At 61.9% G+C, this 23797-nt stretch carries 21 protein-coding genes and 1 pseudogene; 6 read left to right on the top strand and 16 right to left on the bottom strand.

The annotated features are described in order from the left end of the window. Nucleotides 1-30 precede the first annotated feature (30 nt). The 4 genes from KI242_RS20235 (at nt 31) to KI242_RS20220 (ending at nt 4796) form a co-directional block, all read left to right on the top strand. Nucleotides 31-513 (top strand): MarR family transcriptional regulator, encoded by a 483-nt coding sequence (locus KI242_RS20235; protein WP_011062206.1) that lies wholly within the window; start codon nt 31-33, stop codon nt 511-513. Next, the gene (locus tag KI242_RS20230) at nt 503-1972 is read left to right on the top strand and encodes an efflux transporter outer membrane subunit (RefSeq protein ID WP_053159455.1); all 1470 of its coding nucleotides are present in this window, start codon (nt 503-505) and stop codon (nt 1970-1972) included. The genes KI242_RS20235 and KI242_RS20230 overlap by 11 nt, the downstream gene beginning before the upstream one ends. 14 nt (nt 1973-1986) lie before the next feature. Then, nucleotides 1987-3189, top strand: a complete 1203-nt coding sequence (locus KI242_RS20225; protein ID WP_077934493.1) for an HlyD family efflux transporter periplasmic adaptor subunit — start codon at nt 1987-1989, stop codon at nt 3187-3189. A gap of 77 nt (nt 3190-3266) precedes the next feature. After that, nucleotides 3267-4796 (top strand): DHA2 family efflux MFS transporter permease subunit, encoded by a 1530-nt coding sequence (locus KI242_RS20220; protein WP_065363234.1) that lies wholly within the window; start codon nt 3267-3269, stop codon nt 4794-4796. Nucleotides 4797-4942: 146 nt separating this feature from the next. On the opposite strand, the gene KI242_RS20215 is transcribed toward KI242_RS20220, so the two are convergent. The 4 genes from KI242_RS20215 to KI242_RS20200 all read right to left on the bottom strand — a co-directional run bounded on the left by KI242_RS20215 (nt 4943) and on the right by KI242_RS20200 (nt 7469). Further along, nucleotides 4943-5776, bottom strand: coding sequence for an IS3 family transposase (locus KI242_RS20215; RefSeq protein ID WP_169894174.1), 834 nt, complete (start codon nt 5774-5776; stop codon nt 4943-4945). Then, entirely contained in the window at nt 5773-6069 is a 297-nt protein-coding gene (locus KI242_RS20210; protein WP_092308884.1) for a transposase, read from the bottom strand. The genes KI242_RS20215 and KI242_RS20210 overlap by 4 nt, the downstream gene beginning before the upstream one ends. A 147-nt stretch (nt 6070-6216) precedes the next feature. Beyond that, the gene (locus KI242_RS20205) at nt 6217-6969 is read right to left on the bottom strand and encodes a UDP-2,3-diacylglucosamine diphosphatase (protein ID WP_011062202.1); all 753 of its coding nucleotides are present in this window, start codon (nt 6967-6969) and stop codon (nt 6217-6219) included. Next, complete coding sequence (locus KI242_RS20200; protein WP_011062201.1) at nt 6966-7469, bottom strand: peptidylprolyl isomerase; 504 nt, start codon at nt 7467-7469, stop codon at nt 6966-6968. The genes KI242_RS20205 and KI242_RS20200 overlap by 4 nt, the downstream gene beginning before the upstream one ends. A 270-nt stretch (nt 7470-7739) precedes the next feature. On the opposite strand from KI242_RS20200, the gene KI242_RS20195 reads away from it, so the two are divergent. Together KI242_RS20195 and cysS are read left to right on the top strand one after the other, a co-directional pair. Beyond that, nucleotides 7740-9440: a glutamine--tRNA ligase/YqeY domain fusion protein gene (locus KI242_RS20195; RefSeq protein WP_053159451.1), complete on the top strand. Its 1701-nt coding sequence runs from the start codon at nt 7740-7742 to the stop codon at nt 9438-9440. An 18-nt stretch (nt 9441-9458) separates the two neighbouring features. Continuing rightward, entirely contained in the window at nt 9459-10841 is a 1383-nt protein-coding gene (cysS, locus tag KI242_RS20190) for a cysteine--tRNA ligase (RefSeq protein ID WP_053159449.1), read from the top strand. A 68-nt stretch (nt 10842-10909) separates the two neighbouring features. On the opposite strand, the gene KI242_RS20185 is transcribed toward cysS, so the two are convergent. From KI242_RS20185 to nuoE, 12 genes and pseudogenes are all read right to left on the bottom strand, one after another. Beyond that, a complete protein-coding gene (locus tag KI242_RS20185) occupies nt 10910-11227 on the bottom strand; it encodes a transcriptional regulator (RefSeq protein WP_053152691.1) in 318 nt (105 codons plus the stop codon). Then, nucleotides 11214-11564, bottom strand: a complete 351-nt coding sequence (locus KI242_RS20180; protein WP_053152689.1) for a hypothetical protein — start codon at nt 11562-11564, stop codon at nt 11214-11216. The genes KI242_RS20185 and KI242_RS20180 overlap by 14 nt, the downstream gene beginning before the upstream one ends. 237 nt (nt 11565-11801) lie before the next feature. Further along, entirely contained in the window at nt 11802-13265 is a 1464-nt protein-coding gene (gene nuoN, locus KI242_RS20175) for an NADH-quinone oxidoreductase subunit NuoN (protein WP_011062196.1), read from the bottom strand. 7 nt (nt 13266-13272) lie between these two features. Then, a complete protein-coding gene (gene nuoM / locus KI242_RS20170) occupies nt 13273-14805 on the bottom strand; it encodes an NADH-quinone oxidoreductase subunit M (protein ID WP_019092840.1) in 1533 nt (510 codons plus the stop codon). 39 nt (nt 14806-14844) lie between these two features. Further along, nucleotides 14845-16698 (bottom strand): NADH-quinone oxidoreductase subunit L, encoded by a 1854-nt coding sequence (gene nuoL / locus KI242_RS20165; protein ID WP_011062194.1) that lies wholly within the window; start codon nt 16696-16698, stop codon nt 14845-14847. After that, nucleotides 16695-17018, bottom strand: coding sequence for an NADH-quinone oxidoreductase subunit NuoK (gene nuoK, locus KI242_RS20160; protein WP_011062193.1), 324 nt, complete (start codon nt 17016-17018; stop codon nt 16695-16697). The genes nuoL and nuoK overlap by 4 nt, the downstream gene beginning before the upstream one ends. Nucleotides 17019-17022: 4 nt before the next feature. After that, the gene (gene nuoJ / locus KI242_RS20155) at nt 17023-17523 is read right to left on the bottom strand and encodes an NADH-quinone oxidoreductase subunit J (protein ID WP_011062192.1); all 501 of its coding nucleotides are present in this window, start codon (nt 17521-17523) and stop codon (nt 17023-17025) included. A gap of 9 nt (nt 17524-17532) precedes the next feature. Beyond that, nucleotides 17533-18081, bottom strand: a complete 549-nt coding sequence (gene nuoI / locus KI242_RS20150; RefSeq protein WP_003223795.1) for an NADH-quinone oxidoreductase subunit NuoI — start codon at nt 18079-18081, stop codon at nt 17533-17535. An 11-nt stretch (nt 18082-18092) separates the two neighbouring features. Further along, the gene (gene nuoH, locus KI242_RS20145) at nt 18093-19100 is read right to left on the bottom strand and encodes an NADH-quinone oxidoreductase subunit NuoH (RefSeq protein WP_011062191.1); all 1008 of its coding nucleotides are present in this window, start codon (nt 19098-19100) and stop codon (nt 18093-18095) included. Then, nucleotides 19097-21810 (bottom strand): annotated as a pseudogene (gene nuoG, locus KI242_RS20140) (NADH-quinone oxidoreductase subunit NuoG). Before nuoG ends, nuoH begins: the two are co-directional and overlap by 4 nt. 137 nt (nt 21811-21947) lie before the next feature. Next, on the bottom strand, nt 21948-23303 hold the full coding sequence (gene nuoF, locus KI242_RS20135) for an NADH-quinone oxidoreductase subunit NuoF (protein WP_011062189.1): 1356 nt from the start codon (nt 23301-23303) through the stop codon (nt 21948-21950). Continuing rightward, the gene (gene nuoE, locus KI242_RS20130) at nt 23300-23797 is read right to left on the bottom strand and encodes an NADH-quinone oxidoreductase subunit NuoE (protein WP_011062188.1); all 498 of its coding nucleotides are present in this window, start codon (nt 23795-23797) and stop codon (nt 23300-23302) included. Before nuoE ends, nuoF begins: the two co-directional genes overlap by 4 nt.

The following is a 23797-nucleotide window of genomic DNA, read 5'->3' as shown; positions in this document are numbered from 1 at the left end:
TCACTGCCTAGGCAGTTATTAGGTGAGCACATGAAGCATTTCACCCCGGACGAATTCAAAACCTGCCATCTCGGCCTGTTGCTGGGCCGCGCCGCATTGCTCAAGGACCGGATCATCGACACCCACATGGAACCCCACGGCATCACTGCCGCGCAGTTCAAAGTGTTGATCATCATGGCCCAGTTCGGCGTCGATACCCCGGCCGAGCTGTGCCGGCACCTGTCGCTGGACAGCGGTTCGATGACACGCATGCTCGATCGTCTGGAGCAAAAGGGCTTCCTGGCTCGCCAACGCAGCGAAGGTGATCGCCGCCAAGTACAACTGACCCTGACCGAACAGGGCCAGCAGTTGACGGATCGGCTGCCGCAGATCGGCGCCGACGCGATGAATGAACTGGCTGGCGCGATCTCCCCGGACGAGTTGAAGACCCTGGAATACATCCTCAAGAAAATCCTGCTGGCCGCCGGTGACCCGATCACCATCCAGCGCTTAGGTGAACACAATGAGCAGTAAAACCTTGCGCAGCAGCCTGACGCTGGTGCTGTCGGCGATGATCCTTGCCGGATGCGCCAATTACAGCGGCCTCGATACCCAAGGCAAAAATCTCGACGCGAAAAGCCTGAAGGCCGGCCAATCCCTCAACGGTGTGACCCTGTCGCCTGCGGCATGGCCGAAAAGCGACTGGTGGACCAGCCTCGGCGATCCACAGCTTGACGGTTTGATCCGCGAAGCCCTGCGCGACAGCCCGGACATGCAGATTGCCGCCGCCCGCGCCCATCAGGCCAGCGCTGCCGCGTATGCCGCCGATGCCGAACGCTATCCGACCCTCGACGCTAGCGCCGGCATCAGCCGTTCGCGCCTGGCCAAGGATCAGGATCCGCTGGGGCAGGGCGATGCCTACGCCACCGTGCGTAACATCAGCGCTGGCTTCAATTACAACTTCGACCTGTGGGGCGGCCAGCGTGATGCCTGGGAAGCCGCACTCGGCCAGGCGCGTGCTGCTGAAGTTGACCGTCAGGCCGCGCAATTGACCCTCGCCGCCGATGTGGCCCGGGCCTACAGCGATCTGGGGCAAGCGCACATCGTCTATGACCTGGCCAGCGACGACCTCAAGCGCACCAGACAAATGCTCGATCTGAGCCAGCGTCGCTTGAGCGCCGGGATCGACAGCCAGTACCAGTTCCAGCAAACCCAGAGTCTGGAAGCCAGTTCCGAAGCCAGCCTGATCGACGCCGAAAAACGTCTGAGCAGTGCGAAAATCGCCCTGGCCGTGCTGCTCGGCAAAGGCCCGGATCGCGGCAGTGAAATCGCCCGGCCCAAAGTATTGCAAGCCAGCGCCGTGGCTGTGCCCTCGGTTCTTCCGGCAGAGCTGCTTGGCCGTCGCCCGGACCTGGTCGCCGCCCGCTGGCGTGTAGAGGCCGCGAGCAAAGACATCGATTCGGCGAAAACCCGCTTCTATCCCAACCTGAACCTTACGGCGTCCGCCGGTGCCGAATCCTTGTTGGGTGACGCAATGTTTGGTTCGGCCAGTCGCTTCTTCAGCATCGCCCCGACCATTTCGCTGCCGATCTTCGATGGTGGGCGCCTGCGCGCCAACCTCGATTCGCGTGACGCCGATTACGATCTGGCGGTGGCGCAGTACAACAAAAGCCTGGTGAAAGCGCTGGGTGATGTCAGCGACACGATCAACCAGTTGCGTGACATCGGCCGGCAAATCGGCGCGCAACAGCACGCCACCGATATTGCTCAGGATTCCTATAACACCGTGGTCCAGCGTTACGGTTCCGGCATCGGCAACTACCTGGACGTGCTCAGCATCGAGCAGCAACTGCTGCAGGCCCAACGTCAGTTGGCCAACCTCAATGCCGAGCAGATCGATCTGTCGATTCAACTGATGCAAGCGCTGGGCGGGGGCTTTCAGGGCGAGACCCTGAGCGCAGCCAACGCCATTCCAGCCACGCCGCACAACTAATTCAGGTATTTGTCATGGCCACTGCCGAAAACACCCAAGCTCAAGACAACTCGCAAGACACCGGCAATCCGCGCAAGCGCAAAGTGATGCTGCTGGTGCTGGCCATCGTTGTAGCCCTCACCGCTGCCGGTGTCTGGGCTTATCACGAATTCATCGGGCGCTGGAATGAGAGCACCGATGACGCCTACGTCAACGGCAACGTCGTTGAAATCACTCCGCTGGTGACCGGTACCGTGGTCAGCATCGGCGCCGACGATGGTGACCTGGTCCACGAAGGTCAGGTGCTGATCAACTTCGACCCCAACGATGCCGAAGTCGGTCTGCAAAGTGCCCAGGCGAAACTGGCGCGTACCGTGCGTCAGGTTCGCGGCTTGTACAGCAATGTCGACGGCATGAAAGCCCAGGTCAACGCGCAACAGGCCGAAGTGCAGAAGGCTCAGGACAACTTCAACCGCCGGAAAAACCTTGCCGCTGGCGGCGCGATTTCCCAGGAAGAACTGTCCCACGCCCGCGACGACCTGACCTCGGCGCAAAACGCCCTGGCCAACGCCAAGCAGCAGTTGAAAACCACCAGTGCACTGGTCGATGACACCGTGGTCTCGTCGCACCCGGACGTGATGTCGGCGGCTGCGGATCTGCGCCAGGCCTACCTGACCAATGCGCGCAGCACCCTGATCGCGCCGGTCACCGGTTACGTTGCCAAACGCACCGTGCAGCTCGGCCAGCGAGTGCAACCGGGTACGGCGTTGATGGCGGTGATCCCGCTGGATCAACTGTGGATCGATGCCAACTTCAAGGAAACCCAATTGCGTGACATGCGCATCGGCCAGCCTGTGGACATCGAGTCCGACATCTACGGCAGCAGCGTGAAATACAGTGGCACCGTCGACAGCCTCGGCGCCGGCACCGGCAGCGCGTTTGCTCTGTTGCCCGCGCAGAACGCCACCGGTAACTGGATCAAGATCGTGCAGCGTGTGCCGGTACGGATTCACATCAACGCCGAAGAACTGGCCAAGCACCCATTGCGGGTTGGGCTGTCGACCAATGTTGAAGTGAACCTGCATGACCAGAGCGGCCCGGTACTGGCGCAGCAACCGCAGCAAAAGGCTTCGTTCAGCACCAACGTCTACGACCGGCAGTTGGCCGAAGCCGACGCGATGATCGCTCAGCTGATCCATGACAACAGCGCTGTGGTCAGCAAAACCGCGCAACGCTGATTCGCCACTGACCCTGTGGGTGCGAGCATGCTCGCCCCGCAGGGGCGCAGCGCCACCCCGGTTCCAAAGGATTCGCGATGAGCAATAACGCTTCTTTCACGCCGCCCAGCCTGTTGCTCAGCACCATCGGCCTGTCGCTGGCGACCTTCATGCAGGTGCTCGACACCACCATCGCCAACGTGGCGTTGCCGACGATTTCCGGCAACCTTGGTGTGAGTTCGGAGCAGGGCACGTGGGTGATTACCTCGTTTGCCGTGAGCAATGCGATTGCGTTGCCGCTGACCGGCTGGCTCAGCCGGCGCTTTGGCGAGGTAAAACTGTTTCTCTGGGCGACGATGCTGTTTGTGCTGGCCTCGTTTCTCTGCGGCATCTCGACCTCGATGCCTGAGCTGATCGGCTTTCGTGTGCTGCAAGGCCTGGTGGCCGGGCCGTTGTACCCGATGACGCAAACCCTGCTGATCGCCGTTTATCCACCCGCCAGGCGCGGCATGGCTCTGGCATTGCTGGCAATGGTCACGGTGGTGGCGCCGATTGCTGGTCCCATTCTTGGCGGCTGGATCACCGACAGTTACAGCTGGCCGTGGATTTTCTTCATCAACGTTCCGATCGGCATTTTTGCGGTGATGGTGGTGCGTTCGCAGCTGGCCAAGCGCCCGGTGGTCACCAGCCGTCAGCCGATGGACTACGTCGGGCTGATTTCGCTGGTCATTGGCGTCGGCGCGTTGCAGGTGATCCTCGACAAGGGCAATGACCTGGACTGGTTCGAGTCGAACTTCATCATCATCGGTGCGGCGATTTCGGTGATCGCGCTGGCGGTGTTCATCATCTGGGAAATGACCGACCAGCATCCGGTGGTCAACCTGCGGCTGTTCGCGCACCGCAACTTCCGCATTGGCACGATAGTGCTGGTGCTGGGTTACGCCGGGTTCTTCGGTATTAACCTGATCCTGCCGCAATGGTTGCAGACCCAGATGGGCTACACCGCGACATGGGCCGGGCTGGCGGTGGCACCGATCGGCATCCTGCCGGTGCTGTTGTCACCCTTTGTTGGCAAGTACGCGAACAAGTTCGACCTGCGCCTGCTGGCCGGGCTGGCATTCCTGGCCATTGGCCTGAGCTGCTTCATGCGTGCCGGTTTCACCAATGAAGTGGACTTCCAGCACATCGCCCTGGTGCAATTGTTCATGGGCATCGGCGTGGCGCTGTTCTTCATGCCGACCCTGAGCATCCTGATGTCCGACCTGCCACCGCACCAGATCGCCGACGGCGCTGGCCTGGCAACCTTCCTGCGGACTCTGGGGGGCAGTTTTGCGGCGTCGCTGACCACCTGGATCTGGATTCGCCGGGCAGACCAGCATCACGCTTACATGAGCGAAAGCATGAGCATCTTCGATTCGGTCACCCGGGATGCGCTGAACAATCTCGGAGGCGCGAGCACCAAGGCTTACGCGCAGCTGGATCAAGTCCTGACCAGCCAGGCATACATGCTCTCGACCGTGGACTACTTCACCTTGCTGGGCTGGGGCTTCATGGGACTGATTCTGCTGGTCTGGCTGGCCAAGCCGCCATTCGCTGCCAAGGCCGGCCCAGCCGCGGCGGGGCATTGATGCCTTTCGTCGCAGGCGCTGGCGTCCGAAAGGGTCATGCAAGGCTTGCTGGCCCCTTCGCCGGCAAGCCGGCTCTTACGGTAGGGCATTTGTTGTAGGAGCGGGCTTGTAGTGGTCCAGCTTTTTTGGACCACTCTGTAGGAGCATTAGGCCGCCAGCCTTTCAAAAGCAGCGGGCGGCAGATCGTTTGAGGCGCTGTGGCAACGCCGATGGTTGTAATGGGCAATGAAATCCATCACATCCTTCTGCGCCTCGAAATGATTCTGGTAGCCATTTTCAGGCGACCAGTCGTGTTTCAGTGTCCGGAAATAACGCTCCACCACCGCGTTGTCCCAGCAGTTTGCGCGTCGACTCATGCTCTGCACGATCTGCTTCTCAGCCAGGTATTCGACAAAGCGATCCGCGGTGTATTGGCAGCCCTGGTCCGAGTGGAATACCAGCGCTGAACCAGGTCGACGTATGCCAACAGCCAGCCGCAACGCCTTGAGCGACAGCTCGGCATCGGCGGTCCTGGAAAAGGCCCAGCCGACGATCCGACGTGAAAACAGATCCATCACGATTGCCAGGTACAGCCAGCTTCCACCGACGCGAATATAAGTGATGTCTCCGGCCCAAAACGTATTGGGCGATGCAGGATTAAAGCGACGATCAAGGACATTGGCTGCGGTATTGCTGGGCTTTCCGGTCCGACGATAGTGAGCGTAACGGGCTCGTCGTCTGACCAGACCAAGGTTTTTCATCAGACGGCCCATACGATGGCGTCCAACCACGACGCCCTGCTTTTTAAGCTCCCTGGCAAATCCCCGGGCGCCCAGGGCACCTCGATGCTCCCGGTGCAACTGCCGAATGGTCTTTTCCAGTTGCCGCTCGACCCCAGGCTCAGACCGGGCCAAGTGCTTGGCGTAATAGCTGCTGCGAGGCACGCCCAGAAGTCGGCAGCAGTGCCGAATGGAGAGCTGTCCTTTCAAACCCTCGATCATTTGATTCGGCTGAACAGCACCTTCAGATGAGAGGGCAATTGCTTTTTTAGGACGCTATTCTCGGCTTCCAGCAGGGCGAGCCTGGCCTGCAGTGAGTCAATCAGTTCCTGGTCCTGAGGGCGTGTGGGCAGCAAGGCTCCTTCATGCTCCTTGCGCCATCTGGCGACCCAGCGTCGCAGGGCTGTAGGCCCAACCCCGGTTTGCTCACACGCCTTAGGCACCGAGTAATTCATTTCCACGACCAGGCGAATAGCTTCAGCCTTTTCTTCAGCGCTAACAACCCGAAATCCCATGATGCTTCCTTAGGTTGAAACTCCTACAGAGTGGTTCAGGAATATTGAGCCACAACAGCTTGCCAGGGAAGGCGTCCGACAGGGCCATGCAAGGCTTGCTGGCCTCTTCGCTGGCAAGCTGGCTCCTACGGCAGCGAGGGCGTCCGTTCAGGGCGAACCGGGCAGCGCCAGTTGCGTCGGTACGAAATCGAACGCCGCCAGTTGGAAACCCTGCTCATCCACCTGCAGCGCCCAGCCCTGACGGTCCCAGTCCCCCAGCACAATGCGCTTGGCGGCTTGTTCGCCGATCTGCAGCTTGTGGATCGCCGGGCGATGGGTGTGGCCGTGAACCAGGGTGCGCACCCCGTGTTCCTGCATGACCTGCGGTACCTGGTCCGGGGTCACATCGACAATGTCGTTGGCCTTCATGCGGGTCTGGGCCCGGCTTTCGTTGCGCAGCTTGCGCGCCAGCTTGCGCCGGGTGCCCAGGGGCAGGTGGCGCAGAATCCACAGGCTCAGCGGGTTGCGCAGGTAGCGGCGCATACGCATGTAGGCTTCGTCACGGGTGCACAGGCTGTCACCGTGCATCAGCAATACCGGCTCGCCGTAGAAGTCGACGACGCTGGGATCCTTGAGCAGGGTGGCGCCGGCCGCCTTGCAGAAGGCCTTGCCGAGCATGAAGTCGCGATTGCCATGCATCAGGAAGATCTGCGTGCCGCTATCGCTGAGCTCGCGCAATGCCTGGCAAATGGAAAGCTGGTAGGGGGTCATGGCATCGTCGCCGATCCATACCTCGAAAAAGTCCCCGAGGATGTACAGCGCCTCGGCGGCGCGGGCGCGCCCACCGAGTAATTCCAGAAACGCCCGGGTGATGTCCGGGCGCTCCTCTTCCAGATGCAGATCTGAAATCAGCAGTATCACTCAATGATCTCGGCTTTCTCGATGATCACGTCGTCTGCGGGTACGTCCTGGTGGCCGGACTTCATGGTGGTGGCCACGCCCTTGATCTTGTCGACCACCTCGGTGCCGGCGATCACTTTGCCGAATACGGCGTAGCCCCAGCCCTGCACGGTCTTGCCGCTGTGGTTGAGGAAGCTGTTGTCGGCAACGTTGATGAAGAACTGCGCGGAAGCCGAATGCGGCTCCATGGTGCGGGCCATGGCAACGGTGTACTTGTCGTTGGAAAGGCCGTTGTCCGCTTCGTTCTGGATGCTTGGACGCTTGTCTTTCTTTTCTTTCATGCCAGGTTCGAAGCCGCCGCCCTGGATCATGAAGTTACCGATGACGCGGTGAAAAACGGTGTTTTCATAGTGACCGGCTTTCACGTATTCGACGAAGTTGGCCACGGTCAACGGGGCTTTCTCGGCGTTCAGTTCCAGCACGATCTCGCCGTGGTTGGTGGTCAGTTTGACTTGGGTCATGGTCGGTACTCTTTATAAGGAGAAGCGTTTTCAAGAAAATCCTGGGTGGCGGGGCACGCATGGGGTCCGCACCGATTTGGCCATCCAGCAGCCAAGGAGCGCAGTTTAGCGTGACCGCCACGAATTTCGAGGCTGTTTTTTCACTTGGGTGCCATTAATAGCCGCAGTTTTAAAGCTGCGCTCTGTCAGGCACTTGACAGCATCGGCTATGATATCCGTTTTGATTTATCAGGCCGCACCTGGCCGCGCACTTGTACGTTCAAGGATCCTATGAGCAAGCCCACTGTCGACCCTACCTCGAATTCCAAGACTGGACCGGCCGTACCGGTCAACTTCCTGCGCCCGATCATCCAGGCGGACCTGGACTCGGGTAAGCACACACAGATCGTGACCCGCTTCCCTCCGGAACCCAATGGTTACCTGCACATCGGTCACGCCAAGTCGATCTGCGTGAACTTCGGTCTGGCCCAGGAATTCGGTGGTGTCACGCACCTGCGTTTCGACGACACCAACCCGGCCAAGGAAGACCAGGAATACATCGACGCCATTGAAAGCGACGTCAAGTGGCTGGGTTTTGAGTGGTCCGGCGAAGTGCGTTATGCCTCGCAGTACTTCGACCAGTTGCACGACTGGGCCGTGGAACTGATCAAGGCGGGCAAGGCCTATGTCTGCGATCTGACCCCTGACCAGGCCAAGGAATACCGCGGCAGCCTCACCGAGCCAGGCAAGAACAGCCCGTTCCGCGAACGTTCGGTTGAAGAGAACCTGGACTGGTTCGCCCGCATGCGTGCCGGCGAATTCCCAGACGGTGCACGGGTGCTGCGGGCCAAGATCGACATGGCCTCGCCGAACATGAACCTGCGCGACCCGATCATGTATCGCATTCGCCACGCCCATCACCATCAGACTGGTGACAAGTGGTGCATCTACCCCAACTACGACTTCACCCACGGCCAGTCGGACGCCATCGAAGGCATCACCCACTCGATCTGCACCCTGGAGTTCGAAAGCCACCGTCCGCTGTACGAGTGGTTCCTCGAGCACCTGCCGGTGCCCGCGCACCCGCGCCAGTACGAGTTCAGCCGCCTGAACCTGAACTACACCATCACCAGCAAGCGCAAGCTCAAGCAACTGGTGGACGAGAAGCACGTCAATGGCTGGGACGACCCGCGCATGTCGACCCTGTCGGGCTTCCGCCGCCGCGGCTACACCCCGGCATCGATCCGCAATTTCTGCGAGATGGTTGGCACCAACCGCTCCGACGGTGTGGTCGACTACGGCATGCTGGAATTCAGCATCCGTCAGGACCTCGACGCGAATGCCCCGCGTGCCATGTGCGTGCTGCGTCCGTTGAAAGTCGTGATCACCAACTACCCGGAAGGCCAGGTCGAGAACCTCGAACTGCCGCGTCATCCGCAGAAAGAAGAACTCGGCGTGCGCCAGCTGCCGTTCGCCCGTGAAATCTACATCGACCGTGACGACTTCATGGAAGAGCCGCCAAAGGGCTACAAGCGCCTGGAGCCGAACGGCGAAGTGCGCCTGCGTGGCAGCTACGTGATCCGTGCCGATGAAGCGATCAAGGACGCCGAGGGCAATATCGTCGAGCTGCGTTGCTCCTACGACCCGGACACCCTGGGCAAGAACCCTGAAGGCCGCAAGGTCAAGGGCGTGGTCCACTGGGTGCCGGCTGCCGCCAGCGTCGAGTGCGAAGTGCGTTTGTACGATCGTCTGTTCCGTTCTCCGAACCCGGAGAAGGCCGAGGACAGCGCGAGTTTCCTGGACAACATCAACCCTGACTCCCTGCAAGTGCTCACTGGTTGTCGTGCCGAACCCTCGCTGGGCAACGCACAGCCGGAAGACCGTTTCCAGTTCGAGCGCGAAGGCTACTTCTGCGCGGATATCAAGGACTCGAAACCAGGCGCTCCGGTATTCAACCGTACTGTGACCCTGCGCGACTCCTGGGGTCAGTGATTCAGTCAAGGAACTAACGTGCTAACGATCTACAACACGCTCACCAAGAGCAAAGAAGTCTTCAAGCCGCTGGATGGCAACAAGGTGCGCATGTACGTGTGCGGCATGACCGTGTACGACTACTGCCACCTGGGGCACGGCCGCAGCATGGTGGCCTTCGACCTGATTACCCGCTGGCTGCGTTTCAGCGGGTATGACTTGACCTATGTGCGCAACATCACGGATATCGACGACAAGATCATCAATCGTGCCAATGAGAACGGCGAGGCCTTCGAGGCCCTGACCGAGCGCATGATCGCGGCGATGCACGAGGACGAGGCGCGGCTGAACATCAAGAAGCCGGACATGGAACCGCGCGCCACCGACCATATCCCCGGCATGCACGCGATGATCCAGACCCTGATCGACAAGGGCTACGCCTACGCTCCGGGCAATGGCGACGTGTACTACCGCGTCGGCAAGTTCATGGGCTACGGCAAGCTGTCGCGCAAGAAGATCGAAGACCTGCGCATCGGCGCGCGGATCGAAGTCGACGAGTCGAAACAGGACCCGCTGGACTTCGTCCTGTGGAAAGCCGCCAAGCCGGGTGAGCCGAGCTGGCCATCGCCTTGGGGTGACGGGCGTCCGGGCTGGCACATCGAGTGCTCGGTGATGTCCACCTGCTGCCTGGGCGAGACCTTCGACATTCATGGCGGCGGCAGCGACCTGGAGTTCCCGCACCACGAGAACGAGATCGCCCAGAGCGAGGCGGCTACCGGCAAGACCTACGCCAACGCCTGGATGCACTGCGGCATGATCCGCATCAATGGCGAGAAGATGTCCAAGTCCTTGAACAACTTCTTCACCATTCGCGACGTGCTCGACAAGTACCATCCGGAAGTGGTGCGTTACCTGCTGGTGGCCAGCCACTACCGCAGCGCCATCAACTACTCGGAAGACAACCTCAAGGACGCCAAGGGCGCCCTGGAGCGTTTCTACCATGCGCTCAAGGGCCTGCCGAAAGTGGCGCCGGCCGGTGGCGAAGCCTTCGTCGAGCGTTTCACCCAGGTGATGAACGACGACTTCGGTACTCCGGAAGCCTGTGCCGTGCTGTTCGAGATGGTGCGCGAGATCAACCGCCTGCGTGAGAGCGATATCGATGCGGCGGCCGGTCTGGCAGCCCGCTTGAAGGAGCTGGCCAGTGTGCTGGGCGTGCTGCAACTGGAGGCCGACGACTTCCTGCAGGCCGGTGCCGAAGGTCGGGTCGATGCGGCAGAAGTCGAGGCGCTGATCCAGGCCCGCCTGGCGGCCCGTGCCAACAAGGATTGGGCAGAGTCCGATCGGATCCGCGACCAGATCACCGCCATGGGCGTGATCCTGGAAGACGGCAAGGGCGGTACGACCTGGCGCCTGGCTGACTGAGCCTGCGTTCGCTGCAACAAGAAACCCGCCTGGTGCGGGTTTTTTGTTGCCCTTCGAACAGTGCAGGATCAGGCCAGCGAGGCGAGGCGCTCCACTGTATCGGGGTAGCGCTCCACCAGGCGTATCAAGGTCGTGGCCTGGGCGTTGGGTATGGCGCGGCCCTGTTCCCAGTTCTCCAGGGTGCGGGTGTTGGTGCGCAGGTACATGGCGAACACCGAGCGCGAGAGGTTGAGTTGCTGGCGGATGTTCATCACCTCGGCGGCGGTGATGGGGGGCAGCTTGTCGAGTTTCACTTTATGGCTGCGCAGGGTGATCTTGCCCTGGCGTTCCTGGGTGAGGGCGTCGATGCCTTCAACCAGTTCGGAAAAGATGTCACGTTTGGTCATGTCTTCTGGCCTCGATTTCACGTTCCAGCAGTTGTTTGAGCTGTTGTCGCTGCTGCGGTAGCAGGTCGTCCATCTGCTCCTTGTCGAACAGGGTGAAGAGCCAGAACTGTGCTCCTCCGGACCACCAGTAATAAATCACCCTCAGCCCGCCACGCCTGCCCTTATTGCGTCGCTCATCGATGAAACGCATCTTGCGCAAGCCGCCAGTGCCCTGAATCAGAACGCCCGCGTGCGGGTGGCGCAGCAACTCGATCTGCAGTTCGCAGAACAATTCGTCGTCAAGGAAGCCCTTTCGGTATCGCGCAAATGCCGGTAGTTCAATAAACAGAGCATTCATTTCATACGCTTCCTGCGTATAGAGTGGATGGAGATACAGCTTTGGTCAAGGCCCGCTAGGCGCCGCGTTTGATCTGGCAGCAGTCTATGCCTGCGGCAGCGGGCTGAATGTCGGACCGGGCCGACGTGGCAGGAAGGGCGATTCCGAGTTTTGCTGGGAAGAGGGGAGGGCAGGGCCCTGAAATGCAAAACGGCACCCGAAGGTGCCGTTCTGTTTGTTGCGTTGAAACCTAAGCGATCAACCTGCCAGGCCCGAATGCTGGACCAGGGTCAGCAGCGGCTGTGGGTATACGCCGAGGAAGAACGCCAGGAGCGCGATGGCCAGCAGCATGACGCCACCGGCTTTCTGTTCCCAGTGCAGTTGGGCATCGACGCGGCGCAGGTTCGGCTCGATCAGGTACAGGGTGACCATCACTCGCAGGTAGTAGAAGACGCCGATGGCGCTGCCCATTACCAGGGAACCGACCAGCCACCATTGGTGCGCTTCGACACCGGTAGCGATGATGTAGAACTTGCCGATGAAGCCGGCGGTCAGCGGGATACCGGCCAGGGACAGCATCATCACGGTAAGCACAGCCGTCAGGTACGGACGGCGCCAGAACAGGCCGCGGTACTCGTACAGGGCGTCGGCGTCACGGCCCTTGTACGGCGAGGACATCAGGGTGATCACGCCGAAGGCGCCCAGGCTGGTGATCACGTAGGTGACCAGGTACACGCCGATGGCTTCCATGGCCAGGCCCTTGCTCGCCACCAGGGCGATCAGCAGGTAACCGAAGTGGGCGATGGAGGAGTAACCCAGCAGACGCTTGAGGTTGCTCTGGGTCAGCGCCAACAGGTTGCCCACCAGGATCGAGGCAATGGCGATCACGGTCAGCACGTTGCTCAGAACACCGCTGCTGGCCACTGGCGACAGCTGGAACAGACGCACCAGTACCGCGAACACCGCCACCTTGCTGGCGGTGGCCAGGAAGGCGGCGACCGGGGCCGGGGCGCCTTCGTAGACGTCAGGAGTCCACAGGTGGAAAGGCACCAGCGACAGCTTGAAGGCCAGGCCGATCAGCATCATGCCCAGGCCCAGTTGCGCCAGCGGGCTTGGCAGGCCGGTGGCGGCCAGGGCCTGGCCGATACCGCTGAAGCTCAGGCTGCCGGCTTCTGCGTAGAGCAAGGCCATGCCGAACAACAGGAAGCCCGAACCGGCGGCCGAAAGCACCATGTACTTGATGCCGGCTTCCAGGGAGCGCTTGTTGAAGAAGGCATAGGCCACCAGGCCGTAGACCGGCACCGAGAGCAGCTCCAGGCCAATGAACAGGCCGGCCAGGTTCTGCGCGCTGACCAGTACCAGGCCACCAGCGGCGGCCAGCAGGATCAGCAGGTACAGCTCTTCACGGTTGCCCGGGTAACCGCTACTGCCATCGCCCAGGTAGGCGTGGGCCAGGGTGACGCAGGCCAGGGTGGCCACCAGGATCAGGGCCATGTACAGGCAGGCGAACTGGTCGATCTGCAACAGCGGGGTGACCGCCAGCGGTGCCACTTTCAGCACCGGGAAGATCGACAGCAATGCCAGGTTCAGACCGGCCACCGATAGCAGGAAGGTCTGGGCGTGGTTGCGCCGCCAGGCGATCGCCAGCATCACCACCACAAGGGTGGCGCTGGTGATCAGCAGCGGCGCCAGGGCTATAAAGTGTTGAATCGTAAAGTCCATAGCGCTCTTACCGGGCCGAAGCGAGTTGAGTGAAGGCGGTGCTGAGCCATTGCTGCACGCCATGCATGGTGGCGGCAGAGGTATCGAGGAACGGTTGCGGGTACACGCCGATGTAGATCAGCAGTACCGCCAGCCCCAGCACCATGATCAGTTCGCGAGCATCCATGCCGTGCAGCACCGCGTCCGACTTGGACGGGCCGAAGTAGGCACGGTGGATCATGATCAGCGAGTAGACCGAGCCGAACACCAGGCCCGAAGTCGCGATCGCGGTGATCCATGGAGCGCTGACGAAGGTGCCGATCAGGATCAGGAACTCGCCGACGAAGTTGCCGGTGCCCGGCAGGCCCAGGGAGGCGGCTGCGAAGAACAGACTGATGGCCGGCAGGTAGGCGATACGCGACCACAGGCCGCCCATTTCACGCATGTCGCGGGTATGGGTGCGTTCGTACAACTGGCCGCTGAGGATAAACAGCGCGGCTGCCGAAACACCGTGGGCCAGCATCTGGATCACCGCGCCCTGCAGAGCCTGCTGGCTGCCGGAGTAGATACCGATCAGCACGAAGCCCATGTGGGAAACGCTGGAGAAGGCGATCAGACGCTTGATGTCGGTCTGGGCGAAGGCCAGGAAGGCGCCGTAGAAGATCCCGACCAGACCCAGGGTCATGGCGATCGGTGCGAACTCTGCCGAGGCGTTGGGGAACAGTGGCAGGGCGAAACGCAGCAGGCCGTAGGCCGCCGTCTTCAGCAGGATGCCCGCCAGGTCCACGGAACCGGCGGTCGGTGCCTGGGCGTGAGCGTCAGGCAGCCAGGAGTGGAATGGCACCACGGGCAGCTTCACCGCGAAGGCGATGAAGAAGCCGAGCATCAGGATGTACTCGGTGGCGGTGGACATCTTGGTCTTCAGCAACTGGGCGTAATCGAAGGTGATAACCCCGGTGTTGTTGAAGTTCACCAGCACCAGGCCCAGGATCGCCACCAGCATGATCAGGCCGGAAGCCTGAGTGAAGATGAAGAACTTGGTCGCTGCGTAAATCCGGGTTTTCTTGCCGTCTGCCGAGCTGTGACCCCAGAGCGCGATGAGGAAGTACATCGGCACCAGCATCATTTCCCAGAAGAAGAAGAACATGAACAGGTCCAGCGCCAGGAACACGCCGACCACGCCGCCCAGGATCCACATCAGGTTCAGGTGGAAGAAGCCCACGTGGCGCTGGATCTCTTTCCAGGAGCAGAGTACCGAGAGGATACCCAGCAGGCCGGTCAGCAGGATCATCAGCAGCGACAGGCCGTCCAGCGCCAGGTGCACGTTGATGCCGAAGCGCTCGATCCACTGGTGCTTGAACTCCAGGGCCCAAGTCGGATCGACGCCAGGCGCCGGAGCATATGAATAGTTACCGTGGGCCCACAGCCAGAGGCCGAGGGCGAGTTCCAGGGTCATGGTCAACAGCGCAATCCAGCGGGGGAGGGTGGCGCCGAAGCGCTCACCCAGCCAGCACAGCAGGCCGCCGATGAAGGGGATCAGGATTAGCCAAGGCAGAATCATGACGGGCTCAATTCCTTTCGCAAGTTCGCAAGGTTCATATCAGACCGCTACCAGCACAATGGCGCCGATGACCAGCACGGCACCGGCTGCCATCGAGGCGGCGTACCAACGCAGTTGACCGGTCTCGGTACGGCTCAGGGAGGTGTGACCCCCTTTGGCCATACGCGGGATCAAACCGATGGTCTGATCGAGCGGGTCCTTGCGCAGTACGTGGCTGATGGCCAGGTATGGCTTGACGAACAGTTTGTCGTAGATCCAGTCGAAGCCCCAGGCGGCGAACCACCAGGCCGAGAGCAGACGCCCGATGCCGCTGTTGGCGATGGCGGTCACAACGCGACGCTTGCCAAGGAACAACAGGGCGGCCAGCAGGATACCGGCCAGGGCGATGGCACCCGAGGCGATTTCCAGGCTGTGCTTGGCTTCGCCACCGGCATGGCCGACGCTTTGCGGCAGCACGCCATGCAGGGGCGGGGTGATCATCGCGCCGATCGCAGTGGACAGCACGATCAGCACCACCAGCGGCAGCCAGTGGGAGATCCCGTGGCCGGCGTGGGCTTCGGTCTTGGCTTCACCGTGGAAGGTGATGAAGATCAGGCGGAAGGTGTACAGCGAGGTCATGAACGCACCCACCAGGCCAGCGTACAGCAGGCCATGGTTGCCGCTGGCGAAGGCTTCCCAGAGGATCTCGTCCTTGGAGTAGAAGCCTGCGGTCACCAGAGGCAGGGCCGCCAGGGCCGCGCCGCCGACGATGAAGCTGGCGTAGGCCAGAGGCAGTTTCTTCCACAGGCCGCCCATCTTGAAGATGTTCTGCTCGTGGTGGCAGGCAACGATCACCGCACCGGAAGCAAGGAACAGCAGGGCCTTGAAGAAGGCGTGGGTCATCAGGTGGAAGATCGCGCCGTCCCAGGCGCCAACGCCCAGGGCCAGGAACATGTAGCCGATCTGGCTCATGGTGGAGTAGGCGAGGATCCGCTTGATGTCGGTCTGCACCAGCGCGGCGAAACCGGCCAGTACCAGGGTCACGCCGCCGACCAGGCCCACCAGGTGCAGGATTTCCGGCGCCAGGGTGAACAGGCCGTGGGTACGGGCGATCAGGTAGACACCGGCGGTGACCATGGTTGCGGCGTGGATCAGTGCCGAAACCGGGGTCGGGCCGGCCATCGCGTCCGCCAGCCAGGTCTGCAGTGGCAACTGGGCAGATTTACCCACGGCGCCACCCAGCAGCATCAGGGTTGCCAGGGTGATCCAGAAGTCACCGGCCTGGAATTTCTGCGGAGCCAGCACCAGCAGTTCCTGGACGTTCAGCGTGCCCACCTGTTGGAACAGGATGAACAGGCCGATGGCCATGAACACGTCACCGATACGGGTAACGATGAAGGCCTTGAGTGCGGCGTTACCGTTGTTGCGGTTGCTGTAGTAGAAACCGATCAACAGGTAGGAGCACAGGCCCACGCCTTCCCAGCCGAAGTACAGAAACAGCAGGTTATCGCCCAGTACCAGGAACAGCATGCTGGCGATAAACAGGTTGGTGTAGGCGAAGAAGCGCGAGTAGCCGGCTTCACCACGCATGTACCAGGACGCGAACAAGTGGATCAAAAAGCCCACGCCCACCACCACGCCCAGCATGGTCACGGACAGACCATCCAGGTACAGGGCGAAGTTCGGCGCGAAACCGTCCACCGACATCCACTGCCACAGCACCTGGGTGTAGTGGCCACCCTCGGGCGGTGCGACGTTGAATTGCCAGATCACGTAGGCAGCAACGATGGCCGAAAGGCCAATGGAGCCGACACCGATCAGGGCCGAGAGGTTTTCCGAGAGGCGTCCACGGGAGAACGACAGCAGCAGGAAACCGATCAGGGGGAATACGAAAGTCAGAAAGAGAAGGTTCATCCGCGCATCTCGCTGGCTGCATCGATATCGAGAGTGTGGAAGCGGCGGTACAGCTGCAGCAGGATCGCCAGGCCGATACTGGCCTCGGCGGCTGCCAGGCTGATCACCAGGATGAACATCACTTGTCCATCCGGCTGCGCCCAGCGGGCGCCCGCAACGATGAAGGCCAGTGCAGAGGCGTTCATCATCACTTCCAGGCTCATCAACACGAAGAGGATGTTACGGCGGACCATCAGGCCGACCAGACCGAGGCAGAACAGGATGCCGGCAACCGCCAGGCCATGTTCCATCGGGATAGTACCGAGAGAGATAGTAGGCATCGTATTACTCCTTCGCCTCGTTGCGGCCCAAGTGGAACGCCGTGACGGCCGCGGCAAGCAGCAGCATCGAGGCGAGTTCGACCACCAGCAGGTAAGGGCCGAACAGGCTGATGCCCACGGCCTTGGCGCTGACGGTGGTTTGACCGATACCGGCACCGCTCTGATGGCTGAACAGTACGTACAGCAGTTCAGCCAGCAGCAGCGCGGCCAGGATGACCGGGCCGATCCAGATGCCGGGCGTGAGCCAGATGCGCTCTTGCTGAGCCGCGGCCGGGCCGAGGTTCAGCATCATCACCACGAACACGAACAGCACCATGATGGCACCGGCGTAGGCGATCACTTCCAGGGCACCGGCGAACGGCGCGCCAAGGCTGAAGAAGGTCATGGCCACGGCGATCAGCGAAATGATCAGGTAGAGCAGGGCGTGCACAGGGTTGGTATTGGTGACCACACGGAGTGTGGAGACAACCGCAACACCTGACGCGAAATAGAAAGCGAATTCCATCTTTCTTCCTTAAGGCAGCAAGCTCTTCACGTTGATCGGCTCGGCTTCATTCTGCGCGGAGCCTTTTGGCTTACCGGCAATGGCCATACCTGCAACACGATAGAAGTTGTAATCAGGGTTCTTTCCGGGACCGGAGATCAGCAGATCTTCTTTCTCGTAAACCAGGTCCTGACGTTTGAACTCGGCCATCTCGAAATCCGGTGTCAGCTGGATCGCGGTGGTCGGGCAGGCTTCCTCGCAGAGGCCACAGAAAATGCAGCGCGAGAAGTTGATGCGGAAGAAGTCCGGGTACCAGCGACCGTCTTCGGTTTCAGCTTTCTGCAGCGAGATGCAACCCACGGGGCAGGCCACGGCGCACAGGTTGCAGGCTACGCAACGCTCTTCGCCGTCGGGGTCGCGGGTCAGGACGATGCGGCCACGGTAGCGTGGAGGCAGGTAGACCGGCTCTTCCGGGTATTGCAAGGTGTCGCGCTTGCGAAAGCCATGGCCGAAGACCATGACCAGGCTGCGCAACTGGGTACCAGTACCCTTAACGATGTCGCCAATATATTTGAACATGGGTCAAATCCTCACTGAACCGCAACCGCAGGTGTGTTCCACAACACAACCGCAGCGGTTATCAGCAAATTGATCAGGGTCAGTGGCAGGCAGAATTTCCAGCTGAAGTCCATCACCTGGTCATAACGCGGACGCGGGATGGAAGCGCGCAGCAGGATGAACAGCATGATGAAGAACGCGGTCTTCAGTGCGAACCAGACGAAGGACAGTTGCGGCAGGATGCCGAACGGACCGTGCCAGCCACCGAAGAACAGGGTGACCAGCAGCGCCGAGATCAGGATGATGCCGATGTATTCACCGACGAAGAACATGCCCCATTTCATACCGGCGTATTCAATGTGGTAGCCGTCGGCCAGTTCCTGCTCCGCTTCCGGCTGGTCGAAGGGGTGACGGTGAGTCACGGCCACGCCAGCGATGAAGAAGGTACAGAAGCCGAAGAACTGCGGAATGATGAACCACAGGTTCTGCGCCTGGTACTCGACGATGTCGCGCATGTTGAACGAGCCGACCTGTACCACGATGCCCATCAGGGCCAGGCCCATGAACACTTCGTAGGACACGGTCTGCGCCGAGGCACGCAAGCTGCCGAGCAGGGCGAACTTGTTGTTGCTCGACCAGCCGGCGAACAGCACGGCGTAGACCGACAGACCGGCCATGGCGAAGAAGAACAGCAGGCCGATGTTCAGATCCGCCACGCCCCAGGTCGGGGTGATCGGGATGATCGCGAAGGCGATCAGCAGGGCGGACATGGCCACCACCGGCGCCAGGGTGAAGATCACCTTGTCGGCAAACGGCGGAGTCCAGTCTTCCTTGAAGAACATCTTCAGCATGTCGGCTGCGATCTGGAACATGCCGAACGGGCCAACACGGTTCGGACCGTAACGGTCCTGCCACCAGCCCAGCAGGCGACGTTCGACGAAGCTCAGCAGCGCACCGGCGATCACTACGGCCAGCAGGATGACGATGGCCTTGACGACCGTCAGGATCACGTCGATCACTTCAGGGGTAAACCAACTCATTGTGCCGCCTCCTGCAGACCATCAACGGAAATGCCTGCGATTGCCGGAGGAATACCCGCCAGGCCGGCAGGCAGGCCCACCAGGCCAGCACCCAGCTCTTCGTTGATGCGCAGCGGCAGACGCAGGGTCTGGCCAGCCACGTTCACCGCGAGCAGGGCACCGTCGTTGACACCCAGGCGATCCGCTTCGGATTTGGCCAGAGCAACGTACGGAGCCGGGATGCGCTCCTGCACCGGAGCGGCTTTCGAAGAGTTTTCCTCGCTGCCGAACAGGTGGTAGAACGGCACGGCCTGCCAGGTGCCCGGGCCGGGGAGAAGGCTCGCGGCACGCTGGCGAACCAGTTGAGGCGGTCGCCCTGGGTTTCGATCAGGCGAGTGCCCGGGTCACCGGCGCGCAGGTGGCCACCGACTTCGTCCTGGAACTTGTTCCAGGCCTGTGGCGAGTTCCAGCCCGGCGACCAGGCGAACGGCACTTGCGAGCGCGGTTCGGCGGAGCCCGAGTAACCTTCCATGGAGTAGGCGAAGGCGGTATCCGGGTCTTGCGAGGTACGTGGCTCGTGCACGCTCTGGTTGGCGCGCATGGCGGTACGGCCACTGTAGCGCAGCGGTTCGCGAGCCAGTTTCAGGCCCTTGATGCGGAACGCGGCGGATGGCGCGGCGTCAACGATGCTGGCCAGTTGCGGGGTGCTCGCGGCGCAGGCAGCGGTCACGTGGTCCAGCTGGGTCCAGTCCACCGGCTGGTTCAGCAAGGTACTGCGCAGGGCATGCAGCCAGCGCCAACCTTCGTGAACCATGATGCTGGCGTCCAGGTAGGTTGGATCGAAGACCTGGAAGAAGCGCTGGGCGCGACCTTCCTGGCTGACCAGGGTACCGTCGCCTTCGGCAAAGCTCGCCGCCGACAGCACCAGGTGCGCGCGCTCGACGGTAGCGGTTTGTTGATGATCGGCAACGATCACCACCTTCGCCGCGTTCAGCGCTGCATCCACCTTGGCCGCGTCGGTGCGGGTGTACAGGTCGTTTTCCAGTACCACGATGGCGTCGGCACGGCCGTCGATCACCGCCTGCAGGGCGGCGTCCACGGATTCGCCGCCGAGCATGGCCAGGCCGAGGCTGTTGGCCTCTGGCACCACCAGGCTGATGGAACCGGCTTTCTCGCGTTGCTTCAGGGCCTTGGCAATGTTGGCCGCGGCTTCGATCAGCGCCTTGGAGCCCAGGGAGGTACCGGAAATGATCAGCGGGCGCTTGGCTGCCAGCAGGGCGTCGGCAATGCGCTTGGCCAGTTCCAGGGCTTCGCTGTCCAGGCCTTCCACGGCAGGGGCGCTGGCGTCGATGGCATGGGCCACGGCAAAACCGATGCGCGCCAGGTCGTCTGGAGCTGCGTGTACACACTCCTCGGCCACGTCGTCGAGCTTGGTTTCAGCCAGGCTGGCGATGAACAGCGGGTTCAGCGCGTGCTGGCCGATGTTCTTCACCGCAGCGTCGAGCCAAGGCTGGACGCGCATGGCATCGGCCATTTCCTCGGCCTTGCCCTTGACCGACTGGCGCAGGGCCAGGGCCATGCGTGCGGCGGTCTGGGTCAGGTCTTCACCGAGGACGAAGACGGCGTCGTGGTCTTCGATGTCGCGCATGTTCGGAACCGGCAGCGGGCTGTCGTTCAGGACCTGCAGAACCAGGCGGATGCGCTCCAGCTCGGAGGCTTCGATACCGGAGTAGAAGTGCTCGGCACCGACCAGTTCCTGCAACGCGTAGTTGCTTTCCAGGCTGGCGCGGGGCGAACCGATACCGACGATGTTACGGCCGCGCAGCAGGTCTGCGGCCTGATCCAGTGCCTGGTCCAGGGTCAGCTTGGTGCCATCGGCCAGGCGTGGCTGGCGTGGACGGTCCTTGCGGTTGACGTAGCCATAGCCGAAGCGGCCACGGTCGCAGAGGAAGTACTGGTTCACCGAACCGTTGTAGCGGTTCTCGATGCGGCGCAGCTCGCCGTAGCGCTCGCCCGGGGAGATGTTGCAACCGCTGGAGCAGCCATGGCAGATGCTCGGCGAGAACTGCATGTCCCACTTGCGGTTGTAGCGCTCGGAGTGAGTCTTGTCGGTGAACACACCGGTCGGGCAGACCTCGGTGAGGTTGCCGGAGAACTCGCTTTCCAGGGTGCCGTCTTCAACGCGACCGAAGTACACGTTGTCGTGGGCGCCGTAGACGCCCAGGTCGGTGCCGCCGGCGTAGTCCTTGTAGAAGCGCACGCAGCGATAGCAGGCGATGCAGCGGTTCATCTCGTGGGAAATGAACGGGCCGAGGTCCTGGTTCTGGTGGGTACGCTTGGTGAAGCGATAACGGCGCTCGTTGTGGCCGGTCATCACCGTCATGTCCTGCAGGTGGCAGTGACCGCCTTCCTCACAGACCGGGCAGTCGTGGGGATGGTTGGTCATCAGCCACTCGACGACACTGGCACGGAACGCCTTGGATTCTTCATCGTCGATGGAGATCCAGGTGTTGTCGGTGGCCGGGGTCATGCAGGACATGACGATACGACCACGGGTGTCGTTCTCGTCGGTGTACTGCTTGACCGCGCACTGGCGACAGGCACCGACGCTACCGAGAGCGGGGTGCCAGCAGAAATAAGGGATGTCGAGGCCTAGTGACAGACAAGCCTGTAACAGGTTGTCCGCCCCATCGACTTCGAGCGCTTTGCCGTCTACGTGGATAGTGGCCATGGTTCAAAGTTCTTCGTTGGCCCGGTGTCAGCGGGCGTGGCTAATGGAATCTTGTTATGCGTGCGAATCAACACAGCCGTTCACGGCGTCATCGCACGTCGAGCGCAGGGCACGGACCCGGCGCCCTCATTTAAGCGTTACGCGCCGACTACGATCGGTCGGGCCAGAGGCGGGACGGCGGCGCTGGTGGGCGCGATGCCGGCTTCGAACTCTGGACGGAAATACTTGATGGCGCTGCCCAAAGGCTCCACGGCACCCGGTGCGTGAGCACAGAAGGTCTTGCCCGGGCCGAGGAAACCCACCAGGCCCAGCAGGGTCTCGATGTCCCCTTGCTGGCCCTGGCCTTTTTCCAGGGCCATCAGCAGCTTGACGCTCCAGGGCAGGCCGTCGCGGCACGGTGTGCAGAAGCCGCAGGACTCGCGGGCGAAGAACTGCTCCATGTTGCGCAGCAGGGACACCATGTTGATGCTGTCGTCCACCGCCATGGCCAGGCCGGTACCCATGCGGGTGCCCACTTTGGCGATGCCGCCGGCATACATCTGGGCGTCCAGGTGCTCGGGCAGCAGGAAGCCGGTACCGGCGCCGCCTGGCTGCCAGCATTTGAGCTTGAAGCCGTCGCGCATGCCGCCGGCGTAGTCTTCGAACAGCTCGCGGGCGGTCACGCCGAAGGGCAGCTCCCACAGGCCGGGGTTCTTCACTTTGCCGGAAAAGCCCATCAGCTTGGTGCCGTGGTCTTCGCTGCCTTCGCGGGCCAGGGATTTGTACCATTCCACGCCGTCGCCGATGATCGCCGGCACGTTGCACAGGGTCTCGACGTTGTTCACGCAGGTCGGCTTGCCCCACACGCCCACGGCGGCAGGGAAGGGCGGCTTGGAGCGCGGGTTGGCGCGACGGCCTTCCAGGGAGTTGATCAGTGCGGTTTCTTCACCGCAGATGTAACGCCCGGCGCCGGTGTGGACGAACAGCTCGAAATCGAAACCGCTGCCCAGGATGTTCTTGCCCAGAAGGCCTGCGGCCTTGGCTTCTTCCACGGCACGACGCAGGTGCTTGGCGGCGGTGGTGTACTCGCCGCGCAGGAAGATGTAGCCGCGGTAGGTCTTGAGTGCGCGAGCACTGATCAGCATGCCTTCGATCAGCAGATGGGGCAGTTGCTCCATCAGCATGCGGTCTTTCCAGGTGTTGGGCTCCATTTCGTCCGCGTTGCACAGCAGGTAGCGGATGTTCATGGATTCGTCTTTGGGCATCAGGCCCCACTTCACGCCGGTGGGGAAGCCCGCACCGCCGCGACCCTTGAGGCCGGCATCCTTGACGGTCTGCACGATGTCGTCCTGGGACAGGTCGGCGAAGGCCTTGCGGGCCGCCGCGTAACCGTTCTTGGCCTGGTACTCGTCGAACCAGACCGGCTCGCCGTCGTCGCGCAGGCGCCAGGTCAGGGGATGGGTTTCTGCGGTGCGCGCAATGCGGTTCGCAGGACCGAAAGAGGTCAGGGTCATACGTAGCCCTCCAACAGTTTGGCCACGCCAGCAGGCTGCACGTCGCCGAAAGTGTCGTCGTCGATCATCAGCGCTGGTGCCTTGTCGCAGTTGCCCAGGCAGCACACCGGCAGCAGGGTGAAGCGGCCGTCGGCGGTGGTCTGGCCGAGGCCGATGCCCAGCTCGCTCTGGATCTGGCTGACCACGGACTCGTGGCCGCCGATGTAGCAGACCATGCTGTCGCAGACGCGAATGATGTGGCGGCCCACTGGCTGGCGGAAGATCTGGCTGTAGAACGTCGCCACGCCTTCTACGTCGCTGGCGGGGATGCCGAGGATCTCGCCGATGGCGTAGACCGCGCCGTCAGGCACCCAGCCACGTTCCTTCTGGACGATCTTCAGGGCTTCGATCGACGCCGCGCGCGGGTCTTCGTAGTGATGCATCTCGTGCTCGATGGCCGAGCGCTCGGTTTCGCTCAGGGCGAAACGGTCTGTCTGGATAAGCGTGCTGTTCAT

Source organism: Pseudomonas sp. Eqa60, assembly GCF_018326405.1.
Taxonomy (GTDB): Bacteria; Pseudomonadota; Gammaproteobacteria; order Pseudomonadales; family Pseudomonadaceae; genus Aquipseudomonas; species Aquipseudomonas protegens.
This window is presented reverse-complemented; position numbering and strand designations above follow the sequence as displayed.